The organism is Micromonospora sp. RTP1Z1, assembly GCF_033804685.1.
GTDB lineage: Bacteria > Actinomycetota > Actinomycetes > Mycobacteriales > Micromonosporaceae > Micromonospora.
The window spans coordinates 165,722-188,735 of record NZ_JAPFQV010000001.1 but is presented as its reverse complement, the minus strand read 5'-3'; the positions used below and the strand labels follow the sequence as shown (position 1 = coordinate 188,735).

The 23,014-nt window shown below is 72.5% G+C and carries 20 protein-coding genes; 12 read left to right on the top strand and 8 right to left on the bottom strand.

The window, feature by feature from the left end:
- Positions 1 to 23 precede the first annotated feature (23 nt).
- The 3 genes from SLP03_RS00825 to SLP03_RS00815 all read left to right on the top strand — a co-directional run bounded on the left by SLP03_RS00825 (position 24) and on the right by SLP03_RS00815 (position 2,256).
- On the top strand, positions 24 to 944 hold the full coding sequence (locus SLP03_RS00825) for a PAC2 family protein (protein ID WP_319458508.1): 921 nt from the start codon (positions 24 to 26) through the stop codon (positions 942 to 944).
- 138 nt (positions 945 to 1,082) lie between these two features.
- Positions 1,083 to 1,880 (top strand): exodeoxyribonuclease III, encoded by a 798-nt coding sequence (locus tag SLP03_RS00820; RefSeq protein ID WP_319458507.1) that lies wholly within the window; start codon positions 1,083 to 1,085, stop codon positions 1,878 to 1,880.
- Between the two features lie 55 nt (positions 1,881 to 1,935).
- Positions 1,936 to 2,256 (top strand): antibiotic biosynthesis monooxygenase, encoded by a 321-nt coding sequence (locus SLP03_RS00815; RefSeq protein ID WP_319458506.1) that lies wholly within the window; start codon positions 1,936 to 1,938, stop codon positions 2,254 to 2,256.
- A 6-nt stretch (positions 2,257 to 2,262) separates the two neighbouring features.
- Here SLP03_RS00815 and SLP03_RS00810 read toward each other — a convergent pair whose 3' ends face one another.
- Both SLP03_RS00810 and SLP03_RS00805 read right to left on the bottom strand, forming a co-directional pair.
- Positions 2,263 to 2,940, bottom strand: coding sequence for a class F sortase (locus SLP03_RS00810; RefSeq protein WP_319458505.1), 678 nt, complete (start codon positions 2,938 to 2,940; stop codon positions 2,263 to 2,265).
- Positions 2,941 to 2,948: 8 nt separating this feature from the next.
- Positions 2,949 to 3,506 (bottom strand): hypothetical protein, encoded by a 558-nt coding sequence (locus SLP03_RS00805; RefSeq protein WP_319458504.1) that lies wholly within the window; start codon positions 3,504 to 3,506, stop codon positions 2,949 to 2,951.
- Between the two features lie 129 nt (positions 3,507 to 3,635).
- Here SLP03_RS00805 and trmB point away from each other — a divergent pair, with 129 nt between their 5' ends.
- The 4 genes from trmB to SLP03_RS00785 all read left to right on the top strand — a co-directional run bounded on the left by trmB (position 3,636) and on the right by SLP03_RS00785 (position 8,855).
- Complete coding sequence (trmB, locus tag SLP03_RS00800) at positions 3,636 to 4,376, top strand: tRNA (guanosine(46)-N7)-methyltransferase TrmB (protein WP_413644085.1); 741 nt, start codon at positions 3,636 to 3,638, stop codon at positions 4,374 to 4,376.
- A 134-nt stretch (positions 4,377 to 4,510) separates the two neighbouring features.
- The gene (locus tag SLP03_RS00795) at positions 4,511 to 7,024 is read left to right on the top strand and encodes a DEAD/DEAH box helicase (protein WP_319458503.1); all 2,514 of its coding nucleotides are present in this window, start codon (positions 4,511 to 4,513) and stop codon (positions 7,022 to 7,024) included.
- Positions 7,025 to 7,144: 120 nt separating this feature from the next.
- Positions 7,145 to 7,789 (top strand): hypothetical protein, encoded by a 645-nt coding sequence (locus SLP03_RS00790; protein ID WP_319458502.1) that lies wholly within the window; start codon positions 7,145 to 7,147, stop codon positions 7,787 to 7,789.
- A 196-nt stretch (positions 7,790 to 7,985) separates the two neighbouring features.
- Positions 7,986 to 8,855: an endonuclease domain-containing protein gene (locus tag SLP03_RS00785; protein ID WP_319458501.1), complete on the top strand. Its 870-nt coding sequence runs from the start codon at positions 7,986 to 7,988 to the stop codon at positions 8,853 to 8,855.
- Between the two features lie 91 nt (positions 8,856 to 8,946).
- Here the strand turns inward: SLP03_RS00785 and SLP03_RS00780 are convergent, their stop codons facing one another.
- From SLP03_RS00780 to SLP03_RS00765, 4 genes are read right to left on the bottom strand one after another with little or no spacing between them, the layout of a single operon-like run.
- Entirely contained in the window at positions 8,947 to 9,891 is a 945-nt protein-coding gene (locus tag SLP03_RS00780; RefSeq protein WP_319458500.1) for an iron-siderophore ABC transporter substrate-binding protein, read from the bottom strand.
- Entirely contained in the window at positions 9,891 to 10,868 is a 978-nt protein-coding gene (locus SLP03_RS00775; RefSeq protein WP_319458632.1) for an ABC transporter ATP-binding protein, read from the bottom strand. The genes SLP03_RS00780 and SLP03_RS00775 overlap by 1 nt, the downstream gene beginning before the upstream one ends.
- Before the next feature lie 26 nt (positions 10,869 to 10,894).
- Positions 10,895 to 11,959, bottom strand: coding sequence for an iron ABC transporter permease (locus tag SLP03_RS00770; protein ID WP_319458499.1), 1,065 nt, complete (start codon positions 11,957 to 11,959; stop codon positions 10,895 to 10,897).
- Positions 11,956 to 13,002 carry an iron ABC transporter permease gene (locus SLP03_RS00765; RefSeq protein ID WP_319458498.1) on the bottom strand — a complete coding sequence of 349 codons (1,047 nt, stop codon included), beginning with the start codon at positions 13,000 to 13,002 and terminating at the stop codon, positions 11,956 to 11,958. Before SLP03_RS00765 ends, SLP03_RS00770 begins: the two co-directional genes overlap by 4 nt.
- Positions 13,003 to 13,204: 202 nt before the next feature.
- On the opposite strand from SLP03_RS00765, the gene SLP03_RS00760 reads away from it, so the two are divergent.
- A complete protein-coding gene (locus tag SLP03_RS00760) occupies positions 13,205 to 13,564 on the top strand; it encodes a YciI family protein (RefSeq protein WP_319458497.1) in 360 nt (119 codons plus the stop codon).
- 6 nt (positions 13,565 to 13,570) lie between these two features.
- Here the strand turns inward: SLP03_RS00760 and SLP03_RS00755 are convergent, their stop codons facing one another.
- On the bottom strand, positions 13,571 to 14,038 hold the full coding sequence (locus SLP03_RS00755; RefSeq protein WP_319458496.1) for a cytidine deaminase: 468 nt from the start codon (positions 14,036 to 14,038) through the stop codon (positions 13,571 to 13,573).
- 257 nt (positions 14,039 to 14,295) lie between these two features.
- Between SLP03_RS00755 and hrpA the strand changes: the two genes are divergently transcribed.
- Entirely contained in the window at positions 14,296 to 18,330 is a 4,035-nt protein-coding gene (gene hrpA / locus SLP03_RS00750; RefSeq protein WP_319458495.1) for an ATP-dependent RNA helicase HrpA, read from the top strand.
- Between the two features lie 26 nt (positions 18,331 to 18,356).
- On the opposite strand, the gene SLP03_RS00745 is transcribed toward hrpA, so the two are convergent.
- Entirely contained in the window at positions 18,357 to 19,289 is a 933-nt protein-coding gene (locus tag SLP03_RS00745; protein WP_319458494.1) for a LysR family transcriptional regulator, read from the bottom strand.
- Between the two features lie 134 nt (positions 19,290 to 19,423).
- Here SLP03_RS00745 and SLP03_RS00740 point away from each other — a divergent pair, with 134 nt between their 5' ends.
- Genes SLP03_RS00740 through SLP03_RS00730 form a run of 3 tightly spaced genes read left to right on the top strand, consistent with a single transcriptional unit; the run spans position 19,424 to position 22,754 of the window.
- Positions 19,424 to 20,056 (top strand): succinate dehydrogenase cytochrome b subunit, encoded by a 633-nt coding sequence (locus tag SLP03_RS00740; protein ID WP_319458493.1) that lies wholly within the window; start codon positions 19,424 to 19,426, stop codon positions 20,054 to 20,056.
- Positions 20,057 to 20,058: 2 nt separating this feature from the next.
- Positions 20,059 to 21,996 carry a fumarate reductase/succinate dehydrogenase flavoprotein subunit gene (locus SLP03_RS00735; RefSeq protein WP_319458631.1) on the top strand — a complete coding sequence of 646 codons (1,938 nt, stop codon included), beginning with the start codon at positions 20,059 to 20,061 and terminating at the stop codon, positions 21,994 to 21,996.
- Positions 21,993 to 22,754, top strand: a complete 762-nt coding sequence (locus tag SLP03_RS00730; protein WP_319458492.1) for a succinate dehydrogenase/fumarate reductase iron-sulfur subunit — start codon at positions 21,993 to 21,995, stop codon at positions 22,752 to 22,754. The genes SLP03_RS00735 and SLP03_RS00730 overlap by 4 nt, the downstream gene beginning before the upstream one ends.
- Positions 22,755 to 23,014: the final 260 nt, after the last annotated feature.

Below are 23,014 nucleotides of genomic sequence, written 5' to 3'. Positions count from 1 at the left end.
CGTATCCAGGGAGGTCCGAACCGGTGCTCGACCCACACGAGCTCTACGAACTCACCGACGAACTGCCCGACCTCGGGCAGCCGGTGCTGATCCAGGCGCTCACCGGCTTCGTCGACGCCGGCAGCGCCACCCGGCTGGCCCGCGAGCAGCTGCTCACCTCCCTGGAGGCGCGCCCGATCGCCCGCTTCGACGTCGACCAGCTCTTCGACTACCGCTCCCGCCGCCCCGTGATGACCTTCGTCGAGGACCACTGGGCCGACTACGACGCCCCGGCGCTGGAGCTGCACCTGCTGCGCGACGACGACGACACCCCGTTCCTGCTGCTCACCGGCCCCGAACCCGACCTGCAGTGGGAGCGCTTCGCGGCCGCGGTCGCCGGGCTCGCCGCCCGGCTGGACGTCCGGCTCACCGTCGGGCTCAACTCGATCCCGATGGCGGTGCCGCACACCCGCCCCGCCGGGGTCACCGCGCACGCCACCCGCCGGGAGCTGATCGCCGGCTACGAGCCGTGGCTGCAGCGGGTGCAGGTGCCGGGCAGCGTCGGCCACCTGCTGGAGTACCGCCTCGGCGAGCAGGGCCGCGACGCGCTCGGCTTCGCCGCGCACGTGCCGCACTACGTCGCCCAGACCGAGTACCCCGCCGCCGCCGAGGCGCTGCTCGCCTCGGTGTCCCGCAGCACCGGGCTGCTGCTGCCCCGGGACGGGCTGCGCGCGGCCGCCGAGGTGGTCCGGGTGGAGATCGACCGCCAGGTCGCCCAGACCGAGGAGGCGGCCACCCTGGTCCAGGCCCTGGAGGAGCAGTACGACGCGTTCGCCCGGGGCCGCGGCGAGAAGAACCTGATGGCCGCCGAGACCGGCCCGCTGCCCACCGCCGACGAGCTCGGCGCCGAGCTGGAACGCTTCCTGGCCGAGCAGACCCGCCCGGGCGACACCCCGGGGAGCTGACCCGGGCCTCGGCCGGGCACTGATCGACGCCACGTGCGGCACCCGGCACCCCCGGCCGGCGGATACCGCCACCGGCCGCACGCGGAGTCGATCGCGACCGCCCGCGCGGGTCGGCGCGAGATGCGGCAGGCTGGAGGCATGCGCCTGGCGACCTGGAACGTCAACTCGGTGAAGGCCCGCCTGCCCCGGCTGCTCGACTGGCTGGCCACCACGAAGCCCGACGTCGTCTGCCTGCAGGAGACCAAATGCCCCGACGGGGCGTTCCCGGTCGCCGAGGTGGGCGTGCTGGGCTACGAGGTGGCCAGCCACAGCGACGGCCGGTGGAACGGCGTGGCCATCCTGTCCCGGGTCGGGCTGGCCGACGTGGCCGTCGGGTACCCCGGCGAGCCCGGCTTCCCCGAGCCGGAGGCCCGGGCCATCTCGGCGACCTGCGGCGGGCTGCGGGTCTGGTCGGTGTACGTGCCGAACGGCCGCACCCCCGACGACCCGCACTACGCCTACAAGCTGGCCTGGTTCGCCGCGCTGCGCGACGCGCTCGAACCGGAGCTGGCCGGCGGGTCGCCCCTCGCCGTCTGCGGCGACTTCAACGTCGCCCCGACCGACGCCGACGTCTGGGACCCGGCGCTCTTCGCCACCTCCACCCACGTCACCCCCGCCGAGCGGGCGGCCCTCGCCGCGCTGCGCGACCTCGGGCTCAGCGACGTCGTTCCCACGCCGATGAAGGGGCCGCACCCGTACACGTACTGGGACTACCGGGCCGGGATGTTCCACCAGAACAAGGGCATGCGGATCGACCTGGTGTACGCCTCCGCCCCGTTCGCCCGCGTCGTCCGCTCCGCGTACGTGGACCGGGAGGCGCGCAAGGGCAAGGGCCCCTCCGACCACGCCCCGATCGTGGTCGACGCCGACCTGGTGCCGGCCGTCGAGGCGTTCTGAGTCGCCCGTCGGCGCGGCCCGGCCCGTCGGCCGGGCCGGTCGTTATGGTGGAGCCATGGCAGTCGTGAAGATCAACGCGATCGACGTCCCGTCCGGCGCCGGCGAAGAGCTGGAGAAGCGGTTCGCGGCCCGGGCCGGCGCGGTGGAGAACTCCCCCGGCTTCCTCGGCTTCGAACTGCTCCGCCCGGTCGCCGGGGAGAGCCGCTACTTCGTCTACACCCGCTGGGAGTCCGAGGAGGCGTACCAGACCTGGGCGGCCGAACCGTCCCGGGCCGCGCACGGCGGCGGCGCGGGTGGCGAGCAGCGCCGACCGGTCTCCAGCGGGGCGACGCTGCTGGAGTTCGAGGTGGTCCAGCAGGTGCCCGGCAAGGGCTGAGCCCGATCAGGGCTTCCGGGTGTCGACCAGTGAGGCGAACGCGATCACGTTGTCCGCGTAGCCGGTCCTCCCGCCCCGCCAGTCGCCGCCGCAGGTGATCAGGCGCAGGCCGGGCGGCCCGTCGTCGCCGTACACCCGGTCGGCCGGCAGGTTCGCCTTGTCGAAGTGCTCGACCGTGTCGACCTTGAAGGTCACCACGCTCCGGTCGGACCGGGTCACCTCGACCCGGTCACCGGGCTTGAGCTTGCCGAGCTCGTAGAAGACCGCGGGGCCGCTCTTGGTGTCCACGTGTCCGACGATGATCGCCCGGCCCGGCTCCCCCGGGGTCGGGCCGCGGTCGTACCAGCCGGTCTCGTTGTGTCTGCTCAGCGGAGGCACGGCGACCGAGCCGTCCTTGGCCTGCCCGACCGGCGTCACCGGCGCGCTGACCTTGATCGCCGGCACGGAGAGGCTCACCGGGCGGCTGGCCGGCGGCCGGCCCTCCGACTGCCGGTCGCTCGGCGCGGGGCGCGCCGCGTCGGCGGCCCAGTCGAACGGCCCGGCGGTGCGGCCGAGCCCCGCCCCGGTGGCGAAGACCCCGATCAGGACCAGCACCACGGCCAGCGGCGCCGACCAGGGGCCGCGCCCCGGCCGTCGGTCACGCGGTGCCCGGGCGGCCGGCTGCGGAGCGGGATGCGAGGCCATGGCGGGAGTCAGCGGCGGGCAGCGCCACGGACGGTACGGGGCCGGCGGGCCGCCACCACACCGACGGTCGCCCCGGCCAGGGTCAACGCGAGTCCCATCGGCACGAGCAGCCCGCCGAGGCCGATGCCGGCGGTGCCGCCGAAGCCGGTCGCCGGCCCGCGGCTCGGCTCGACCCGCTTGACCACCTGCAGCATCGTCGAGGCGGTCTGCCCGCTCGGGCACTCCAGCTTGACCCGGTAGTTGCCGGGACGGGTGCGCTCGTTGACCATCGGCGAGGCGGTCAGCAGCCCCCGCTGCGGCTGCACCTGCACCCGGCCGAAGGCGTCCGACACCACCGTGGCCGGCACCGAGTTGTCCCGGCAGCTCGCCCGGATGCCGACCAGGAAGCCGGGCTCCACGGTGCTCGGGGTGACCTCGACGAAGATCACGTCACCGGGCTGCGACTGGCCGGGCGCCGGCTCGACGACGGGAGGCGGGGCACCCAGGGCGGGGACCGCCCCGACCAGCGGGGCGGCGAACGCGGCAGCCGCGATCACCAACGCCGCGCGGCGCGTGACTGACACCATGACCCCTCCCGGCGCCGTAGGGCGATACCGGACAGCGGGCCGCCCGTCCTGCCGTACGGGATGAATCCTCTCACCCCCGGCCGCACCTCACATCCGATCGGCCGAACCCTCGCGTACGCTCGAACCGCTGTGACCTCCACCGACCAGAACCCCGCTGCCCCGCCCGCGCACACCGCGCGGATCCGCACCTTCCACCCCCGCCGGGGCCGGATGAGCGACCGCCAACTCGACGCGCTGGACCGGCTCTGGCCGGCGTACGGCCTCGACATCGCCGACCTCGACGGGCCGTTCGAGCCGACGGCGCTCTTCGGCCGGCAGGCCCCGCTGGTGCTGGAGATCGGTTCCGGCATGGGCGACGCCACCGCCGCGATGGCGGCGGCCGACCCGGACCGACACTATCTGGCGGTCGAAGTGCACACGCCCGGAATCGCCAACCTCCTCGACCTGGTGGAACGGCAGGCGCTGGGCAACGTCCGGGTGGCCCAGGGCGACGCGTTGGACCTGGTCCGGGCGCTGCCGGAGGGCTCGCTGGACGCGGTGCACATCTTCTTCCCCGACCCCTGGCCGAAGACCCGGCACCACAAGCGCCGGCTGATCCAGCCCGGCCATGTGGCGCTGCTGCGCTCCCGGCTCGCCCCCGGCGGGACGCTGCACTGCGCCACCGACTGGGCCGAGTACGCCGGGTCGATGCGGGAGACCCTGACCGCCGACCCGGAGCTGGTCGACGCCCACCACGGCTTCGCTCCCCGCCCCGCGCACCGCCCGGTCACGAAGTTCGAACGCCGCGCGCTGACCGCCGGCCGGCCGATCTTCGACCTGATCCACCACCGCCGACCGGGCACCCCGGACGCCACCGCCGGGCGGGGCTGACCGCCGGGGCGTACCCCCGGATCGTCGGCGGCCCCCGGCGGCACCGGGACGCGCGGGACGAACCGCGCGCCGGGCCCCGGCCGCGGGCACCCGGTTGGCGCCGCGGCCCATGATCCGGGCACGATGGACGGGCTATGACGCTCACTGCCGCGCTGCCTCGAAGCGCCGACCCCGACACCCTCTACGACGCGTTCGCCGGCTGGGCGAAGGAGCGCGGCCTCGACCTCTACCCCCACCAGGAGGAGGCGGTCATCGAGATCGTCTCCGGCGCGAACGTGATCATGAACACGCCGACCGGCTCGGGCAAGAGCCTGGTCGCGATCGCCGCCCACTTCGCCGCCCTGGCCGACAGCCGGACCACCTTCTACACCGCGCCGATCAAGGCGCTGGTGTCCGAGAAGTTCTTCGCCCTCTGCGAGGTCTTCGGCGCGGAGAACGTCGGCATGCTCACCGGCGACGCCAGCGTCAACGCCGACGCACCGATCATCTGCTGCACCGCGGAGATCCTGGCCAACCTCGCGCTGCGCGAGGGCGCCCGGGCCGACGTCGGCCAGGTGGTCATGGACGAGTTCCACTTCTACGCCGAGCCGGACCGGGGCTGGGCCTGGCAGGTGCCGATCATCGAGCTGCCGCAGGCGCAGTTCGTCCTGATGTCCGCCACGCTCGGCGACACCACCCGGTTCGTCGACGACCTGACCCGGCGCACCAGCCGGCCGACCGCCGTCGTCCGCACGGCCGAACGGCCGGTCCCGCTCCTCTTCTCGTACCTGACGACCCCGATGCACGAGACCCTGGAGGAACTGCTCCAGACCAAGCAGGCCCCGGTGTACGTCGTGCACTTCACCCAGGCCGCCGCTCTGGAACGGGCCCAGGCGCTGATGAGCGTCAACGTCTGCACCCGCGCCGAGAAGGACATGATCGCCCAGGCGATCGGCAACTTCCGGTTCACCTCCGGCTTCGGCAAGACGCTGTCCCGGCTGGTCCGGCACGGCATCGGCGTGCACCACGCCGGCATGCTGCCCAAGTACCGGCGCCTGGTGGAGACCCTCGCCCAGGCCGGACTGCTCAAGGTCATCTGCGGCACCGACACCCTCGGCGTCGGCATCAACGTGCCGATCCGCACCGTGCTCTTCACCGGCCTGTCCAAGTACGACGGGACGCGTACCCGGCTGCTCAAGGCCCGCGAGTTCCACCAGATCGCGGGCCGGGCCGGCCGCGCGGGCTTCGACACCCTCGGCCGGGTCGTCGTGCAGGCGCCCGAACACGTCATCGAGAACGAGAAGGCCCTCGCCAAGGCCGGCGACGACCCGAAGAAGCGCCGCAAGGTGGTCAAGAAGAAGCCGCCGGAGGGCTCGATCGGCTGGGGCGAGCCGACATTCCAGCGCCTCGTCGACGCCGAGCCGGAGCCGCTCACCTCCAGCTTCCAGGTCAGCCACTCGATGCTGCTCAACGTCATCGGCCGCCCCGGCGACGCGTTCGCCTCGATGCGGCACCTGCTCACCGACAACCACGAGGACGCCGCCGCCCAGCGCCGGCACATCCGCCGGGCCATCGCCATCTACCGGGCGTTGAAGGCCGGCGGCGTGGTCGAGCAGCTCGACGAGCCGGACGAGACCGGCCGGCGGGTCCGCCTCACCGTCGACCTCCAGCTCAACTTCGCCCTCAACCAGCCGCTCTCCCCCCTCGCGCTGGCCACGATCGAGCTGCTGGACACGGAGTCCCCGTCGTACGCCCTCGACGTGCTCTCCGTCATCGAGTCGATCCTCGACGACCCGCGCCAGGTGCTCTCCGCGCAGCAGTTCAAGGCGCGCGGCGAGGCCGTCGCCGCGATGAAGGCCGAGGGCATCGAGTACGAGGCCCGGCTCGAACTGCTCGACGAAGTGACCTGGCCCAAGCCGCTCGCGGAGCTGCTGGACGGCGCGTACGAGATGTACCGGCAGGGCCACCCCTGGGTCGCCGACCACCAGCTCTCCCCCAAGTCCGTCGTCCGGGACATGTACGAGCGGGCGATGACCTTCACCGAGTACGTGCAGTTCTACTCCCTCACCCGCTCCGAGGGCCTGGTGCTGCGGTACCTCGCCGACGCGTACAAGACGCTGCGGCAGACCGTGCCCGAGGACGCCAAGACCGAGGAGCTGGTCGACCTCATCGAGTGGCTGGGCGAGCTGGTCCGCCAGGTCGACTCCAGCCTGATCGACGAGTGGGAGCGGCTGCGCAACCCGTCCGACGTGGCGGAGGTGGCCCAGGCCCACGCCGCCCTGGACGACCGGCCGCCGGCCGTCACCCGCAATGCCCGGGCGTTCCGGGTGCTGGTGCGCAACGCGCTCTTCCGCCGGGTCGAGCTGGCCGCCCTGCGCCGCTGGGACCTCCTCGGCGAACTCGACGCCGGCGACGGCTGGGACGCCGACGCCTGGGCGGACGCGCTGGAGCCGTACTTCGAGTCGTACGACTCGATCGGGGTCGGGTCGGACGCGCGCGGGCCGGCGCTGCTCATGATCGAGCAGGGACGGGAGCGCTGGACCGTGCGGCAGATCCTGGACGACCCGGAGGGCGACCACGACTGGGGCATCAGCGCCGAGGTCGACCTGGCCGCCTCCGACGAGATCGGTGCCGCGGCCATCCGGATCACCTCCGTCGGGCAGCTCTGAATTTTCTTTCCGAAGGGCCGTCCGGTGCATCCGGACGGCCCCCTTTTCTTCCCTGGGCGATGTCAGACCCGTCGATTAGAATGTATGTACTAATCGAGTTCCTGACCTGGGAGGATGCTCGTGACCGCGCCCATCTCCACCCCCCTCACGCCGTACGCCACCCTCCTCGGCTTCACCCGGTACGTGGACCGCACCGGGCCCACCAAGGCCACCTTCGTCGGGGGCCTGCGCAAGCAGCGGGCGAGCCGCTCCGGCTTCAACCCGCACGGTCAGTTCGTCAAGGCGCTCAAGGCTGACATCGCGTTCCACACCGGCGGCACCCACCTCGCCCAGGTGGCCGACCTGGTCAAGCCCCGGTGGCGCCCGCTCTACCAGGCTCTGGTCCCCGGGGCGACGGCGTGGCTGGAGTCCCTCGGCGAGCCCGCCGGCGTCGACCTGGCCCAGACCCGCGACGCCCTGGCCATGCTCGGCGACCTGCCCGTCAAGATCAACCCCCACTTCGGCATCCGGTACGCCGACGGCCGCGCCGAGGCGGTCCGCCTGCACTTCGACGAGACCCCGCCCAGCGAGGAGGCGACCCTGGCCACCCTGCACCTGATGACCCGCCACATGGACGCGGTCCTCCCGCACGCCGAGCCGGTCCTGGTCGACGTCCGGCGCGGCGAGTCCCACCGCATGCCCGACACCGCGAAGCCCGACCAGATCGAGCACTGGCTGGCCGGCGAAGCCGCCGCCTTCCGCGCCATCTGGTCCACCGCCGCCTGACCCCACCCCCCACGCCCATCTCGAGCACGCACTTTCACGGAAAGAGTGGCTATTCCCACCTAGATACGCACTCTTTCCGTGAAAATGCGCTGATCTTGACCTCGGGTGGTCTCCGGGTTTTCCACAGGGGGTTTTGTGGGGAAGGGGTTTTCGTCAGGGTGGGGGCGTGGCTCGTATTCCTCGACGGCCGGCCGAGTTGGCCGGGAAGGTGTTTTTTGCGCCGGACGCGGTCCGTCGCGGCCTGCTCAGCAAGAACGACCTTCGTAGCAGTGCCTGGCGGCAACTGTTCCACCACGTGTATGCCGACGCGCGCCTGGAGATATCGCACCGGACCCGGTGCTGGGCTGCCGCATCCTGGCTCTTCCCGCCGGGATGCGCAGTGGCGGGCCGGTCGGCCGTCGCTCTGCTGGGCGGACCGGCACCGGGCGCCCAGCAGCCGGTCGAGGTGCTGGTGGATCCCCCATCTCGATTCGGCCCTTTGACGGGGCTGCTCATTCACGTGGCGCATTGGCGCGAGGGCGAGGTCCAGCGGATCGACGGAATGCCGGTCACGGCGGGAGTTCGGACCTGCTGGGACCTGGCCTGTTGGCTCGACGTGGTTGAGGCGGTGGCGTTGATCGACGCGCTGCTGCACGGCGGCGTGGTTCACTCCGCCGACCTGGCGTCGTACCTCGTCTCCCGCCACGGCGATCGGGGCGCTCGCAGATTCGCCGAGGCGGTGAGCCTGGTGGACGGCGGCGCAGAGTCACTGCCCGAGTCCCGGCTCCGGGTGCGGCTGGTTCGGGCTGGCCTTCCCCGACCAGTGACTCAACATGTGATCAACCGCAACGGCCGCTTCGTGGCGAGAGTCGACCTCGCCTGGCCGGCATTCAAGGTCGCCGTCGAATACGACGGCGTCTGGCACCACGATCCGGAACAGTTCCACCGCGACCGGCAGCGCCTCAACCGTCTGCTCGGCGAGGACTGGATCGTTCTGCACGTGACGAGCAAGCGCATGAAGGAAGACTTCGACGGCGTCCTCGCGGAGATCCGCTCCGCTCTTCACGCCCGCCGCACCGGGCGCTGACTCCACTCCTACAGAGAAAGAGTGGCCATTCCGCCGAGAATAGCCACTCTTTCCGTGAATTTGCGTGGATCTTGGGCGCGGGAGGGGCGGGTCAGGCGGGGAGGTGCTTTTCGAGGTCGTCGAGGATCTTGTTGGCGGCGGTGACGCCGATGCCGGTCATCCAGGTCTCGTCGGAGACGACGTAGGCCCGGGCGGCCTTGACCGCGGAGAGACCCTGCCAGAGGGTGCCACCGGTGGTCTTCGTCTGCTCGGCAGCGGCCTTCTCGCCGTACGCGGTCACGAAGATGACGTCGCCGTCGACCTCGCTGATCCGCTCGGGGCTGACCAGGTCGAAGCGCTTGTCCTCCTTGCCGTCGAGGCGCTGCCGTGCGGGGCGGCCCAGCCCCGTGTCGCCGACGACGATGCCGGAGAACGAGTCCGGGCCGTACACCCGGATGTTGCCCGGGATGAAGCGCACGATGGAGATCTCCCGCGCCGCGGCGTCGCCCAGCTTCGCGCCGAAGTCCCTGGCCCGCTTCTCGTACCTGGTCAGCAGGTCGCGGGCCTGCTGTTCCCGGCCCAGGGCCTGCCCGTCGAGGAGCAGGTTCTCCTTCCAGGTGATGCCGACCTTCTCGGTGAAGACGGTCGGGGCGATGGCGCTCAGCTCGTCGTAGAACTTCTCCTGGCGGAACTTGCTGCCCAGGATCAGGTCCGGCTTGAGCGCGGTGATCGCCTCCAGGTCGGGCTCGGTGAGCACCCCGACCTCCTTGATGCCGGCGAGCTTCTCCGCGCCGAAGTAGGTCGGCCAGCTCCTGGCCTCGCCAGCGGTGGCGGCGCCGACCGGCGTGACGCCCAACGACAGCGCCGTGTCGATCTTGTCGGTGTCGAGCACCACGACCCGCTGCGGGTCCGCCGGGACCTTCGTGACGCCCATGGCGTGGGTGATCTCCCGAGTTTCCCCGGTGGCGGCACCGGGGGCCGGGTCGCTCTCACCGCAGGCGGTGAGGCCGACGCCGAGAGTCAGGGCCGCGGTGAGGGCGGCGGCGAGACGACGCATCAGTGTCCTTTCGAAGGGTACGGGCCGGCGAGCGGGTCAGCCGCGTCGCCGGCGGAGGAACCGGCCGGGGCCGGTGTGGTGGCCGGGACGGCCGGAGCTGGGATGACGGGGTCTCCCGCCAAGGAGTGGGCCGGCGCGGCCGAATCTCCGCCCGGGGAGTGGACCGGCACGGCAGGGCCCGCCGCGGTCGGGGCGAGGTGCGGGCTGGTGAGGCCGGGCACCACCAGCGGCGCGCCGGTGACCGGGCAGGGCACGACCACGCAGTCGAGGCCGAAGACGTCGCGGACCAGGTCCGCGGTGAGGATCTCGCGCGGCGGACCGGCCGCGACCACTTTGCCCTCGCGCATCGCGATCAGGTGGTCGGCGTACCGGGCGGCCTGGTTGAGGTCGTGCAGCACGGCGACCACGGTCCGGCCACGTTCGGCGCGCAGCCGGTGCAGCAGGTCCAGCACCTCGACCTGGTGGGCCAGGTCGAGGAAGGTGGTCGGCTCGTCCAGCAGCAGCGCCTCGGTGTCCTGCGCCAGGGTCATCGCGATCCAGACCCGCTGCCGCTGCCCGCCGGAGAGGGTGTCCACCGGACGGTCGGCGAGCCCGGCGACGTCGGCCTGGGTCATCGCCCGGTCGACGGCGGCGGCGTCCTGCTCCGACCACTGCCGCCACCACCGCTGGTACGGCTGGCGACCCCGACCGACCAGGTCCGCCACGGTGACCCCCTCGGGCACCAGCGGACTCTGCGGCAGCACGCCGAGACGGCGGGCGACCTCGCGGGTGGGCAGGTCGCGGATCGCCGCGCCGTCGAGCAGCACTGCGCCGCGGCGTGGGGTGAGCAGCCGGGCCATGGTCCGCAGCAGGGTGGACTTGCCGCAGGCGTTCGGCCCGACGATGACGGTGAAGGCGTCGGCGGGCAGGTCGAGGTCGAGCCCGTCCAGGACGGTCCGCTCGTCGTAGCCGACGGTCAGGTCGCTGGTCGAGAGCATCACGCCTCGGCTGTCAGGGGTGCGGTTCACGCGAACCTCCGCCGACGTCGGACCAGCAGGAACATCAGGTACGGGCCGCCGATGGCGGCGGTGAGCACGCCCGCCGGCAGTTGGGTGGGGGCGAACAGCCGCCGGCCGGCCAGGTCGGCCAGCACCAGCAGCAGCGCGCCGACCAGGGCGGCGCAGGCCAGCGGGGGCCGCTCGGCGCGGACCAGCCGGCGGGCCACCTGCGGGGCGACCAGCGCGACGAAGTCGACCGCGCCGACCTGGGCGGTGACGGTGGCGGCCAGCACGACGCCGGTGGTGGCCAGGCCGACCCGTCGGGCGCCCGGGCGCAGCCCGATCCCCCGGGCGGTGTCGTCGTCCAGCGCGGTGCCGTTCAGCGCCCAGCCGGCCCAGGCCAGCACCGGCAGCAGGACGGCCAGGGTGAGCGCGATCCACAGCGTCTCGGACCAGCCCCGGCCGGCCAGGGTGCCGATCAGCCAGATCTGCGCCCGCAGCCCGTCGATCGGGTCGGCGGAGAGCATGACCACCTCGGTCAGCGCCCGCAGGGCGAACGCGACGGCCACCCCGGCCAGCACGAACCGCTGGGCGGCCAGGCCGTGCCGGGCGCCGAGGGCGAGCAGCAGCAGCGCGGCGCCCAGCCCGCCGAGCAGCGCCGCCGGGGCGACCAGCACGGCGGCGGCGCCGGTGGTGATCGCCACGGTGGCGGCCAGGCCGGCGCCCTGGGTGATCCCGATGACGTCCGGACTGGCCAGGGGGTTGCGGGCGACGCTCTGGATGAGCGTGCCGGCGATCCCGAAGGCCGCCCCGGCCGTCGCGGCCAGCACGATCCGGGGCACCCGCAGGTCGCGTACCACCAGGTCGTACGGGGTGCCGGCACCGGAGAGCGACCGGAGCACGTCGGCCGGGGCGACGTACGGGGTGCCGAGGGAGAGGCTGAGCACGACGGCGGCGGCGAGCAGCACGGTCGTCACGGCGGCGACGAGCATCGCCCGGCGGCGGACCTGCACGCTGACCGGCCCGAGCCGCACCAGCGACCGACCGGGCAGTCCGGCGGCCGTCGGGCGGGACGACTGGACGGCGGTCACGCGGTCACCACCTTCGCGCGACAGACCAGATACGCCAAGAGCGGGGCGCCGATCAACGCGGTGACGATCCCAGCCGGCACCTCGCCGGGCGGGGCGACCAACCGGCCGACGACGTCGGCGCCGAGCAGCAACGCCGGCCCGAGCAGGGCGGAGACCGCCAGGGTCCACCGGTGGTCGGCGCCGACCAGCGCCCGGGCCAGGTGGGGCACGGCGAGCCCGACGAAGGCGATCGGCCCGGCGGCGGCCACGGCGGCGCCGGTGAGCAGCACGGCGGCGGCACCGCCGCCGAGGCGTACCAGGCCGATCCGGTGACCGAGGCCGCGGGCGACGTCGTCGCCGAGGGCGAGCGCGTCCAGGCCCCGGGCGACCAGCGCGGCCAGCGACAGCCCGACGAGGACGAACGGCAGCACCTGCCCGGCAACGCCGACGTCCCGGCCGGTGAGCCCGCCGACCACCCAGAAGCGGTACTCCTCGAAGGTGCGCGCGTCGATGCTGAGCATGGCGTACACCGCTGAGGCGAGGCTGGCGTCGAGGGCCGCGCCGACCAGCGCGAGGGTGACCGGGCTGGCGCCGTCGCGGGTGCCGCCGGCCACGGCGAGGACGAGCAGGCCGGCGGCGAGCGCGCCGGCGACGCCGAACCAGACGTACCCGGCGAGGCTGCCGACGCCGAAGACCGCGATGGCGAGCACCACGCCGAACGAGGCGCCGGCGCTGACGCCGAGGATGCGCGGTTCGGCCAGGGGGTTGCGGGTGAGCGCCTGAAAGAGCACCCCGGCGACGGCGAGCGCAAGCCCGACGGTCAGCCCCAGGGCCGTACGCGGCAGCCGCAGCTCGCGGACGATGGTGGTGGCCTCGCCGCCGTCCGGGGCGGTGAGCGCCTGCCACACCTGGTCGACGGCGAGCGGACGGCTGCCGAGGGCGAGGCTGGCCAGCAGGGCCACGGCCAGCAGCAGCGCCGCCGCCCCGGCGACCGCCGCCCGGCGGCCGTCCCGCCGGCGGCTCGGGACGCCGACCCGGTCAGGTCGGGTGGCGACGGTGGTCACGGCAGTTTTCCGCCCCTTCAGCTTAGGATCGCCTTACCTTAGCTGTGCGGGTTAGGTATGCCTAACTCGGGCTCGTCGATGCGGGGTCCCAACCGGCCGGAACGGGGCGGTCGCCGCCGCCCGCGCCGCCGGGAAAGCCGGAAAAGGGTCTGCTACCCGCGAGAGCGGCGACCAGCGGAGGTGCCGCCCCTAGGCTGGCGGCATGCGATTCGACCAGCACACCGTCGTCCTCCTGGTCCGTCCGGCGGACGCGCCCGAGCTGCCGCTGGACGCGATCGACCGCCTGCAGGACGCGCACCTGGCCCACCAGGCCGGGCTGGTGGCGCAGGGCGCGGTCCTCGCCGCCGGCCCGTTCCTCGGCGCGGACGACGAACGCCTGCGCGGCTTCGCTGTGCTCTCGGTGGACCCGGAGATGGCCCGCGAGCTCTACGCCAACGACCCGGCGGTCCGGGCCGGGCGGCTGGTCGCCCAGGTGATGAGCTGGATGGTGCCGGAGGGCAACGTGCGCTTCGATGAGGTGCCGGTCCCCCGGTCGATGCTGGAGGCGGCGTCGGGCGACTGACCCCGCTCAGTCCTCCGCGGCCGAGCGACTGGCGGGCACCACGGGCATCGGCCACACCCCGGTCCGCGGCACGGTCGCCAACTCCACCTGCTGGTCGGCCCAGACGTACGTCTCGGGCAGCAGGTCGGCCACCGGGACCGCGCGCAGCCCGTCCGCCGGGCCGACGATCACCTTGATCGACGGGAAGTAGTCGAGCAGCACCTGCCGGCAGCGGCCACACGGTGGGATGACGCCCCGACCCCGGTCCCCCACCGCGACAATGGTCTCCAGCTCGGTCACGCCCTGGGTGGCGGCGGCGCCGATCGCCACCACCTCGGCGCACGGTCCACCGGTGAAGTGGTAGACGTTCACGCCGGTGAAGACGCGCCCGTCGGCGCTGCGTGCGGCGGCGGCGACGGTGTGGTTCTCGCTGCGGCAGCGCAGCTTGGCGACGGCCGTGGCCGCCTGCACCAGCGCCCGGTCGGTGTCCCGCATGATCATCCCGTCCCGTCGAGAATGTGGGTCGGCGGCCACTCTAGTGCGGTGTCCACTGACGTTCACCGGTTTGCGGTGGGTGTTGTGGATCCTCGCCTATTGGGCGAGCTGGCCCAGGGACCGGCCCCGACCTGGGAGGGCACGCGAGGGTGTGGTCCGCCGCGCCGGCACCACCCGCGCCCGGCATCGCCCGCGCCGGCCAGCTGCCGGTAACCCGGCGGCGCTTCGCCGCGGGCCTGCCTATCCTTGGCGACGACATGCAGAATCCAGCCGTACCCGCCGCGCCCGACACCGTCCGCGAGCTGCACCGCCGCCTCCCCGCCCTGATGTTCCGCGACCAGCGCCGGCTGGAGCGGCGGCTGGACGGGGTCCGCAGGCTGCGCGACCCGCAGCGCCTGGAGGCCGCGCTCGCCGAGATCAGTGCCGACGTCACACGCGCCGAGGCGCGGCTGGAGAGCCGGCGGGCCGCCGTGCCGGTGATCAGCTACCCGGCGCAGCTGCCGGTCAGCGAGCGCAGGGAGGACATCGCCGCCGCGATCCGGGACCACCAGGTGGTGATCGTGGCCGGCGAGACCGGCTCCGGCAAGACCACCCAGCTGCCCAAGATCTGCCTGGAGCTGGGGCGTGGGGTGAACGGCCTGATCGGGCACACCCAGCCGCGCCGGCTCGCCGCGCGTACGGTCGCCGACCGGATCGCCGAGGAGCTCGGCACCGAACTGGGCGACGTGGTCGGGTACAAGGTCCGCTTCACCGACCAGGTGGGCGAGAACAGCCTGGTCAAGCTGATGACCGACGGCATCCTGCTGGCCGAGCTGCAGACCGACCGGATGCTGCGCCAGTACGACACGCTGATCATCGACGAGGCGCACGAGCGCAGCCTCAACATCGACTTCATTCTGGGCTACCTCAGGCAGCTCCTCCCGCGCCGCCCCGACTTCAAGGTGATCATCACCTCGGCGACCATCGAGACCGACCGCTTCGCCCGGCACTTCGCCGGGCCGCCCACCGAGGACGCGCCCGACGGGGTCCCCGCGCCGGTCGTCGAGGTGTCCGGGCGGACGTACCCGGTCGAGGTGCGGTACCGGCCGCTGGTCGAGGTCACCGACGGCGAGGACGAGGAGGGCGACGACGAGGAGAACGTCCGCGACCAGATCCAGGCGATCGGCGACGCGGTCGAGGAGCTGGCCGCCGAGGGGCCCGGCGACATCCTGGTCTTCCTCAGCGGCGAGCGGGAGATCCGGGACACCGCTGACGCGCTCGGGAAGCTGGTGCAGAAAAAGCGGTCGCTGCTCGGCACCGAGATCCTGCCGCTGTACGCCCGCCTCTCCACCGCGGAGCAGCACCGGGTCTTCGCCCCGCACAGCGGACGCCGGGTGGTGCTCGCCACCAACGTCGCGGAGACCTCGCTGACCGTTCCCGGCATCAAGTACGTCGTCGACCCGGGCACGGCCCGGATCTCCCGCTACTCAAGCCGGCTGAAGGTGCAGCGGCTGCCCATCGAGCCGGTCTCCCAGGCCTCGGCCAATCAGCGCAAGGGACGCTGCGGTCGTACCTCGGACGGCATCTGCATCCGGCTCTACGGCGACCAGGACTTCCTCTCCCGCCCGGACTTCACCGACCCGGAGATCCTGCGCACCAACCTGGCCTCGGTCATCCTCCAGATGACCGCGATCGGGCTGGGCGACATCGGCGCGTTCCCGTTCCTCGACCCGCCGGACCGGCGCAACGTCACCGACGGCGTGAACCTGCTGCACGAGCTGGGCGCGCTGGACCCGACCGAGACCGACCCGGCGAAGCGGCTCACCCCGCTGGGCCGGCGGCTGGCCCAGCTCCCGGTCGACCCGCGGCTGGCCCGGATGGTCGTCGAGGGCGAGCGCAACGGCTGCGCCACGGAGGTGGTGGTGATCGCCGCCGCCCTCTCCATCCAGGATCCGCGGGAGCGGCCGGCGGAGAAGCAGGCCCAGGCCGACCAGGCGCACGCCCGGTTCGCCGACAAGGAGTCGGACTTCGTCGCCTTCCTCAACCTCTGGCGCTACCTGCGGGAGCAGCAGCGGGACCTGTCGTCCAGCGCGTTCCGCCGGATGTGCAAGGCGGAATACCTGAACTACCTGCGGGTCCGCGAGTGGCAGGACATCGTCAGCCAGGTGCGCCAGGTGCTGCGTACGCCGGATGGAGGGCGACCGGCGCGCGACGCCGACGGCGGCCGGCGCGGGGTCGGCGCGGACCTGCCGGAGGAGATCGACACCCCGAAGGTGCACCAGTCACTGCTGCCCGGCCTGCTCTCGCACATCGGGCTCAAGGACGCCCAGAAGCACGAGTACCTGGGTGCCCGGGGGGCGAAGTTCGGGCTCTTCCCCGGCTCGGCGCTGTTCAAGAAGCCGCCGCGCTGGGTGATGGCCGCCGAGCTGGTGGAGACCGCCCGGCTCTGGGGCCGGGTGAACGGCCGGATCGAGCCCGAGTGGGTCGAGCCCCTGGCCCAGCACCTGGTCAAGCGCAGCTACAGCGAGCCGCACTGGGAGAAGAAGCAGGCCGCGGTGATGGCCTACGAGAAGGTCACCCTGTACGGCATCCCGCTGGTCACCTCCCGCAAGGTCAACTTCGGGCGGATCGACCCGGCGGTGAGCCGGGAACTGTTCATCCGGCACGCCCTGGTGGAGGGCGACTGGCAGACCCACCACCAGTTCTGGACGGACAACCGTCGCCTGCTCACCGAGATCGAGGAGCTGGAGAGCCGGGCCCGCCGGCGGGACATCCTGGTCGACGACGAGACGATCTACCACTTCTACGACGAGCGGATTCCCGCCGACGTGGTCTCGGGCCGGCACTTCGACTCCTGGTGGAAGACGACCCGCCGGGAGCGGCCCGACCTGCTCACCTTCACCCGCGAGCTGCTGGTCAACTCCGGCCGGGGCGGGGTGGACGAGGCCGACTACCCGGACGAGTGGCGGGCCGACGGGGTCTCACTGCCGCTGACCTACCGCTTCGAGCCGGGCACCCCCACCGACGGCGTGACCGTCGACATCCCGCTGCCGATGCTCAACCAGGTGCCGGCGGAGAGCTTCGACTGGCAGGTCCCCGGACTGCGCGAGGAGCTGGTGGTCGCGCTGATCCGGTCGCTGCCCAAGGCGCTCCGCCGCAACTTCGTCCCGGTGCCGGACTACGCCCGCGCCGCCCTGGCCGAGATGCCGGCCGGCGAGGAGCCGCTGCTCGACGCGCTCACCCGGCAGCTGCGCCGGATGACCGGGGTCACCGTCCCCAGGACCGCCTGGGAACCGGCGAAGCTGCCGCCGCACCTGCGGGTGACGTTCCGGGTGCTCGGCGAGGACGACAGGCCGGTCGCCGAGGGCAAGGACCTACCGGCCCTGCAACGCCAGCTCCGCCAGGAGGTACGCCAGGTCGTCGCCGCGGCCGCGCCGGACGTGGCCCGGACCGGGCTGCGGGAATGGAGCATCGGCGCGCTGCCACGCACCATCGAGCAGGTCCGCGCCGGGTACGCGGTGACCGCGTACCCGGCCCTGGCCGACGAGGGCACCACGGTCGGGGTGAAGGTCTTCGACTCCGAGGCCGAGCAGGCCGCGGCGCACTGGGCGGGGACCCGGCGGCTGCTCCGGCTGACCGTGCCGTCGCCAGCGAAGTTCCTCCAGGGGCGGCTGTCGAACGAGGCGAAGCTGGCGCTCAGCCGCAACCCGCACGGCGGCGTGCAGCAGCTGATCGAGGACGCGGCCGGGGCGGCGATCGACAGGCTGATCGCCGACGCGGGTGGCCCGGCCTGGGACGCCGAGGGCTTCGCCGCGCTCCGTGACAAGGTCCGCGCCGACCTGGTGGACACGGTGGTCGACGTGATGGACCGGGTCCGCCGGGTGCTGGCCGCCGTGTACACGGTGGAGCAGCGGCTCGGCGCGACCCGGGACCTGGCCGTGGTGGCCGCCCTCGCCGACATCCGCAACCAGCTCGGCGGCCTGGTGCACGCCGGATTCATCACGGAGACCGGGTACGCCCGCCTGCCCGACCTGCTGCGCTACCTGACCGCCATCGAGCGCCGGCTGGATCGGCTGCCCGGCAACCCGCAGCGGGACAAGCAGCAGCAGGACCGGGTCGCGGTGGTGCAGAAGGAGTACGCGGACATGCTGGCCGCGCTGCCGCCCAACCGCCGGAACGCGGCGGCGGTCCGGCAGATCCGCTGGATGATCGAGGAGCTGCGGGTGAACGTCTTCGCCCAGGCCCTCGGCACCCCGTACCCGGTGTCGGAGCAGCGGATCTACCGGGCGATGGACGACGCCGAGGGGCGCTGACGCCCGCCGGCGCCGGAGGCGACGGGCTACGACAGCGGTTCGACGCCGGGCGGAAGTTCGTCGGTGGCGGTGGCGGCGTGGACGTACTCGAGCAGGATGCGCCGGAGTTCGCGGCCGGCGTGGGTGGGCACCACGTCCCGGCGGCGGGCGACCGCGATGGTGCGGCGTACGCCGGGCGGGACGAGCCGGGTGACCCGGATGCCGGGGCGGCGGGCCACCACGATGCCGGGGACCAGGGCGATGCCGAGCCCGGCCTCGACGAAGCTGAGCACGGCGTCCATCTCCCCGCCGTCGACGGAGAGGGTCGGCTCGAACCCGGCGTCGCGACAGGCCTGGAGGGTGGCGTCGCGCAGGTCGTAGCCCTCCCGGAACATCACCAGGGGCTGGTCGCGCAGGTCGGTGATGCGCAGCTCCCCGCTGGCCGAGGTGGCCGGCAGCGGGTCCACCGAGGCGACCACGAGGCTCTCCCGCAGGATCGGGTCGGCACGCAGGCCGGGGTCGGTACCCGTCGACGGCATGATGATCAGCGCCAGGTCGAGGTCGCCGCGGAGCAGGTCGCGGACCAGGTCCTGCGAGCCGCTCTCCTCCACCCGCAGGTCGACGGTGGGGTGGGCGTCGCGGAACCGCCGCAGCACCGGCGGGGCGAGGGAGGTGGCCAGGCTGGGGGTGGCGCCGAGCCGCACCCGGCCGCGGCGCAGCCCGACCAGCTCCTGCACCTCCCGGGTCGCGGTGTCCACGTCGGCGAGGATCCGCTTGGCCAACGGGAGCAGCACCTCGCCCGCGGCGGTGAGGGTGATGTTGCCTCTTACCCGTTCGAAGAGCGGGGCCCCGAGGTCGGTCTCCAGGGCGTGAATTTGCTTACTCAACGAGGGCTGGGTGATGCCTACCAGGTCCGCGGCTTGGGTGAAATGTCGTACTTCTGCGACCGCGGCGAAGTACCGGAGCTGATGTAGCTGCATCTACATAGCCTACGGCTATCAAGACTGCGAGGTCGATGCATTGGACGACTGATCAAAGTCCTCCTAGCGTCGGTCACGTGGTAATCACGAAAACTCGGTCGCCCATCCGCTCGAACGTCGGCCTGAAGGCCGTCATGGCGGTGACGGGCATTGTCCTCGCGCTGTTCCTCATCGCGCACATGCTCGGCAACCTGAAGGTGTTCACGGGGGAGACCTCGTTCGACCACTACGCGCACTGGCTGCGCGACATCGGCACGCCGCTGCTCCCCTCGACCTGGTACCTGTGGATCCAGCGGACCGTGCTGACCGTGGCGGTACTGGCCCACATCGGCGCCGCGACCGTGCTGGCCCTGCGCGCCCGTGCCGCCCGCCCCGTGAAGTACGCGCACCGCAAGAAGATCCGGGGCAGCTACGCGGCGCGCACCATGCGGTGGGGTGGGGTGATCATCCTGCTCTTCGTGATCTACCACATCCTGGACCTGACCACCGGTCACCTGAACCCCCAGGGCGACGCCAGCAACCCGTACGGCAACGTGGTCGCCGACTTCGCGCCGGAGCGCTGGTACGTCACGCTCTTCTACGCCCTGGCGATCGTCACGCTCGGCTTCCACCTGCGTCACGGCGCCTTCAGCGCGTTCCGCAGCCTCGGCCAGCAGACCCCGAAGGGTGAGCGCCGGGCGCGTACCGGGGCGCTGGTCTTCGCCGTCGTCCTCTGCGCCGGCTACCTGGTGGTTCCGTTCGCCGTACTCACCGGATGGGTGTCCTGACCATGGATCTCTACACCGAGGGCGACCCGATCGCCGACACCAAGGCTCCCGAGGGTCCGATCGAGACCCGCTGGGACCGCCGCCGCTTCGAGGCCAAGCTGGTCAACCCGGCGAACCGTCGGAAGATGACGGTGATCGTGGTCGGCACCGGCCTGGCCGGCGGCTCGGCCGCGGCCACCCTGGCCGAGCAGGGCTACCGGGTCAAGTCCTACTGCTACCAGGACAGCCCGCGGCGGGCCCACTCGATCGCCGCGCAGGGTGGCATCAACGCCGCCAAGAACTACCGCAACGACGGCGACTCGGTGCACCGGCTCTTCTACGACACCGTCAAGGGCGGCGACTTCCGCTCCCGGGAGTCGAACGTGCACCGGCTGGCCGAGGTCTCGGTCAACATCATCGACCAGTGCGTCGCACAGGGCGTGCCGTTCGCCCGCGAGTACGGCGGCCTGCTGGACACCCGCTCCTTCGGCGGCGCGCAGGTGCAGCGCACCTTCTACGCCCGGGGCCAGACGGGCCAGCAGCTGCTGCTCGGCGCGTACCAGGCGCTGGAGCGGCAGATCGGCCTCGGCAACGTGGAGATGAACGCCCGGCACGAGATGCTGGAGGTGATCGTCGTGGACGGCAAGGCCCGGGGCATCGTCGTCCGGGACCTGGTCAGCGGCGAGATCACCACCGAGCTGGCCGACGCGGTCGTGCTCGCCTCCGGCGGCTACGGCAACGTCTTCTACCTCTCCACCAACGCCAAGGGCTGCAACGTCACCGCCACCTGGCGGGCGCACCGCAAGGGCGCGTACTTCGCCAACCCCTGCTACACGCAGATCCACCCGACCTGCATCCCGGTCTCCGGCGACCACCAGTCGAAGCTGACCCTGATGAGCGAGTCGCTGCGCAACGACGGCCGGGTGTGGGTGCCGAAGGCCAAGGACGACGACCGCAGCCCGAAGGACATCCCCGAGGACGAGCGGGACTACTACCTGGAGCGGATCTACCCGTCCTTCGGCAACCTGGTCCCCCGGGACATCGCCTCCCGCGCCGCCAAGAACGTCTGCGATGAGGGCCACGGCGTCGGGCCGACCAAGCTCGGCGTCTACCTCGACTTCGCGGACGCGATCAACCGGCTCGGCCGCAAGGCGATCGAGGCCAAGTACGGCAACCTCTTCGAGATGTACGAGCGGATCACCGGCGAGGACCCGTACGAGGTCCCGATGCGGATCTACCCGGCCGTGCACTACACGATGGGCGGTCTCTGGGTCGACTACGACCTGCAGTCGTCCATCCCTGGCCTGTTCGTGATCGGCGAGGCGAACTTCTCCGACCACGGCGCAAACCGGCTCGGCGCCTCGGCGCTGATGCAGGGGCTGGCCGACGGCTACTTCGTGCTGCCCAGCACCGTCGCGAACTACCTGGCCTCCGGGCCCCTGGACAAGGTCGAAACCAGCCACCCGGCGGTGGTGGAGGCGCGAGCGGACGTCGAGGACCGGATCCAGCGGCTGCTGGCCGTCAACGGCGACCGGACGGTGGACTCGTTCCACCGGGAGCTGGGCCAGATCATGTGGGAGCACTGCGGCATGGAGCGCAGTGAGGCCGGCCTGCGCAAGGCGATCGACGAGATCCGGGCGCTGCGCGAGCAGTTCTGGCAGCGGGTCCGCGTCCCGGGCGACGGCGAGGGGCTCAACCAGTCGCTGGAGAAGGCCGGCCGGGTGGCCGACTTCTTCGAGCTGGCCGAGCTGATGTGCATCGACGCCCTGCACCGCGAGGAGTCGTGCGGCGGCCACTTCCGGGCCGAGCACCAGACCCCCGACGGCGAGGCGCAGCGCGAGGACGACCGGTTCGCGTACGTGGCGGCCTGGGAGTACACCGGCACCGGCGAGCCGTCCGTGCTGCACAAGGAAGACCTTAAGTTCGAATACGTCCACCCCACGCAGCGGAGCTACAAGTGAACCTGACCCTGCGCATCTGGCGCCAGAAGGGCCCTGAGGACAAGGGTCGGATGGTGACCTACCAGGTCGACGACGTCTCCCCGGACATGTCGTTCCTGGAGATGCTCGACGTGCTCAACGAGCGGCTGATCCTCCAGGGCGAGGAGCCGGTCGCGTTCGACCACGACTGCCGCGAGGGCATCTGCGGCATGTGTGGCCTGATGATCAACGGGGACGCGCACGGCCCGCAGCGCGGCACCACCGCCTGCCAGCTGCACATGCGGCAGTTCTCCGACGGCGAGACGATCGACATCGAGCCGTGGCGGGCCCGCGCCTTCCCGGTCATCAAGGACCTGGTGGTCAACCGCAGCTCCTTCGACAAGATCATCGCGGCAGGCGGGTACATCACCGCGCCGACCGGCAGCGCCCCCGAGGCACACTCCACGCCGGTGGCCAAGGCCAACGCGGACGCCGCCTTCGAGTCGGCCGCCTGCATCGGCTGCGGCGCCTGCGTGGCGGCCTGCCCGAACGGCTCCGGCATGCTCTTCACCGCCGCCAAGATCACCCAGCTCTCGCTGCTGCCGCAGGGCCAGCCCGAGCGGTACACCCGGGTGATCGGCATGGTCGACGCGCACGACGAGGCGGGCTTCGGCGGCTGCACCAACGCCGGTGAGTGCACCGTGGTCTGCCCGAAGGGCATCCCGCTGAACACCATCGGTCGGCTCAACCGCGACTACCTCGCGGCGACCGCCAAGCGCGGCGACACCCCGGGCACCTGAGCCCGACGTCCCACCGACGCCGACACCGACCGCCGTACCCCACCCGGGGTGCGGCGGTCGACCCCTTTCCGGCCCTCGACCCGGCCGACCACCCCGGGGTGACCCAGGTCGGCGATGGGCGGTGCGACAAGGCCGGGCGACGGCGAGGCGGGTGAACTCCCCACGTGGCACACCGCCTGGAGCGGACGGCCGGCCGGGCAACCCACGCCGGTTCAAGTCCCCCGAACCGGGTAGCAGTCCCATGGACGGCACCGAAGAGG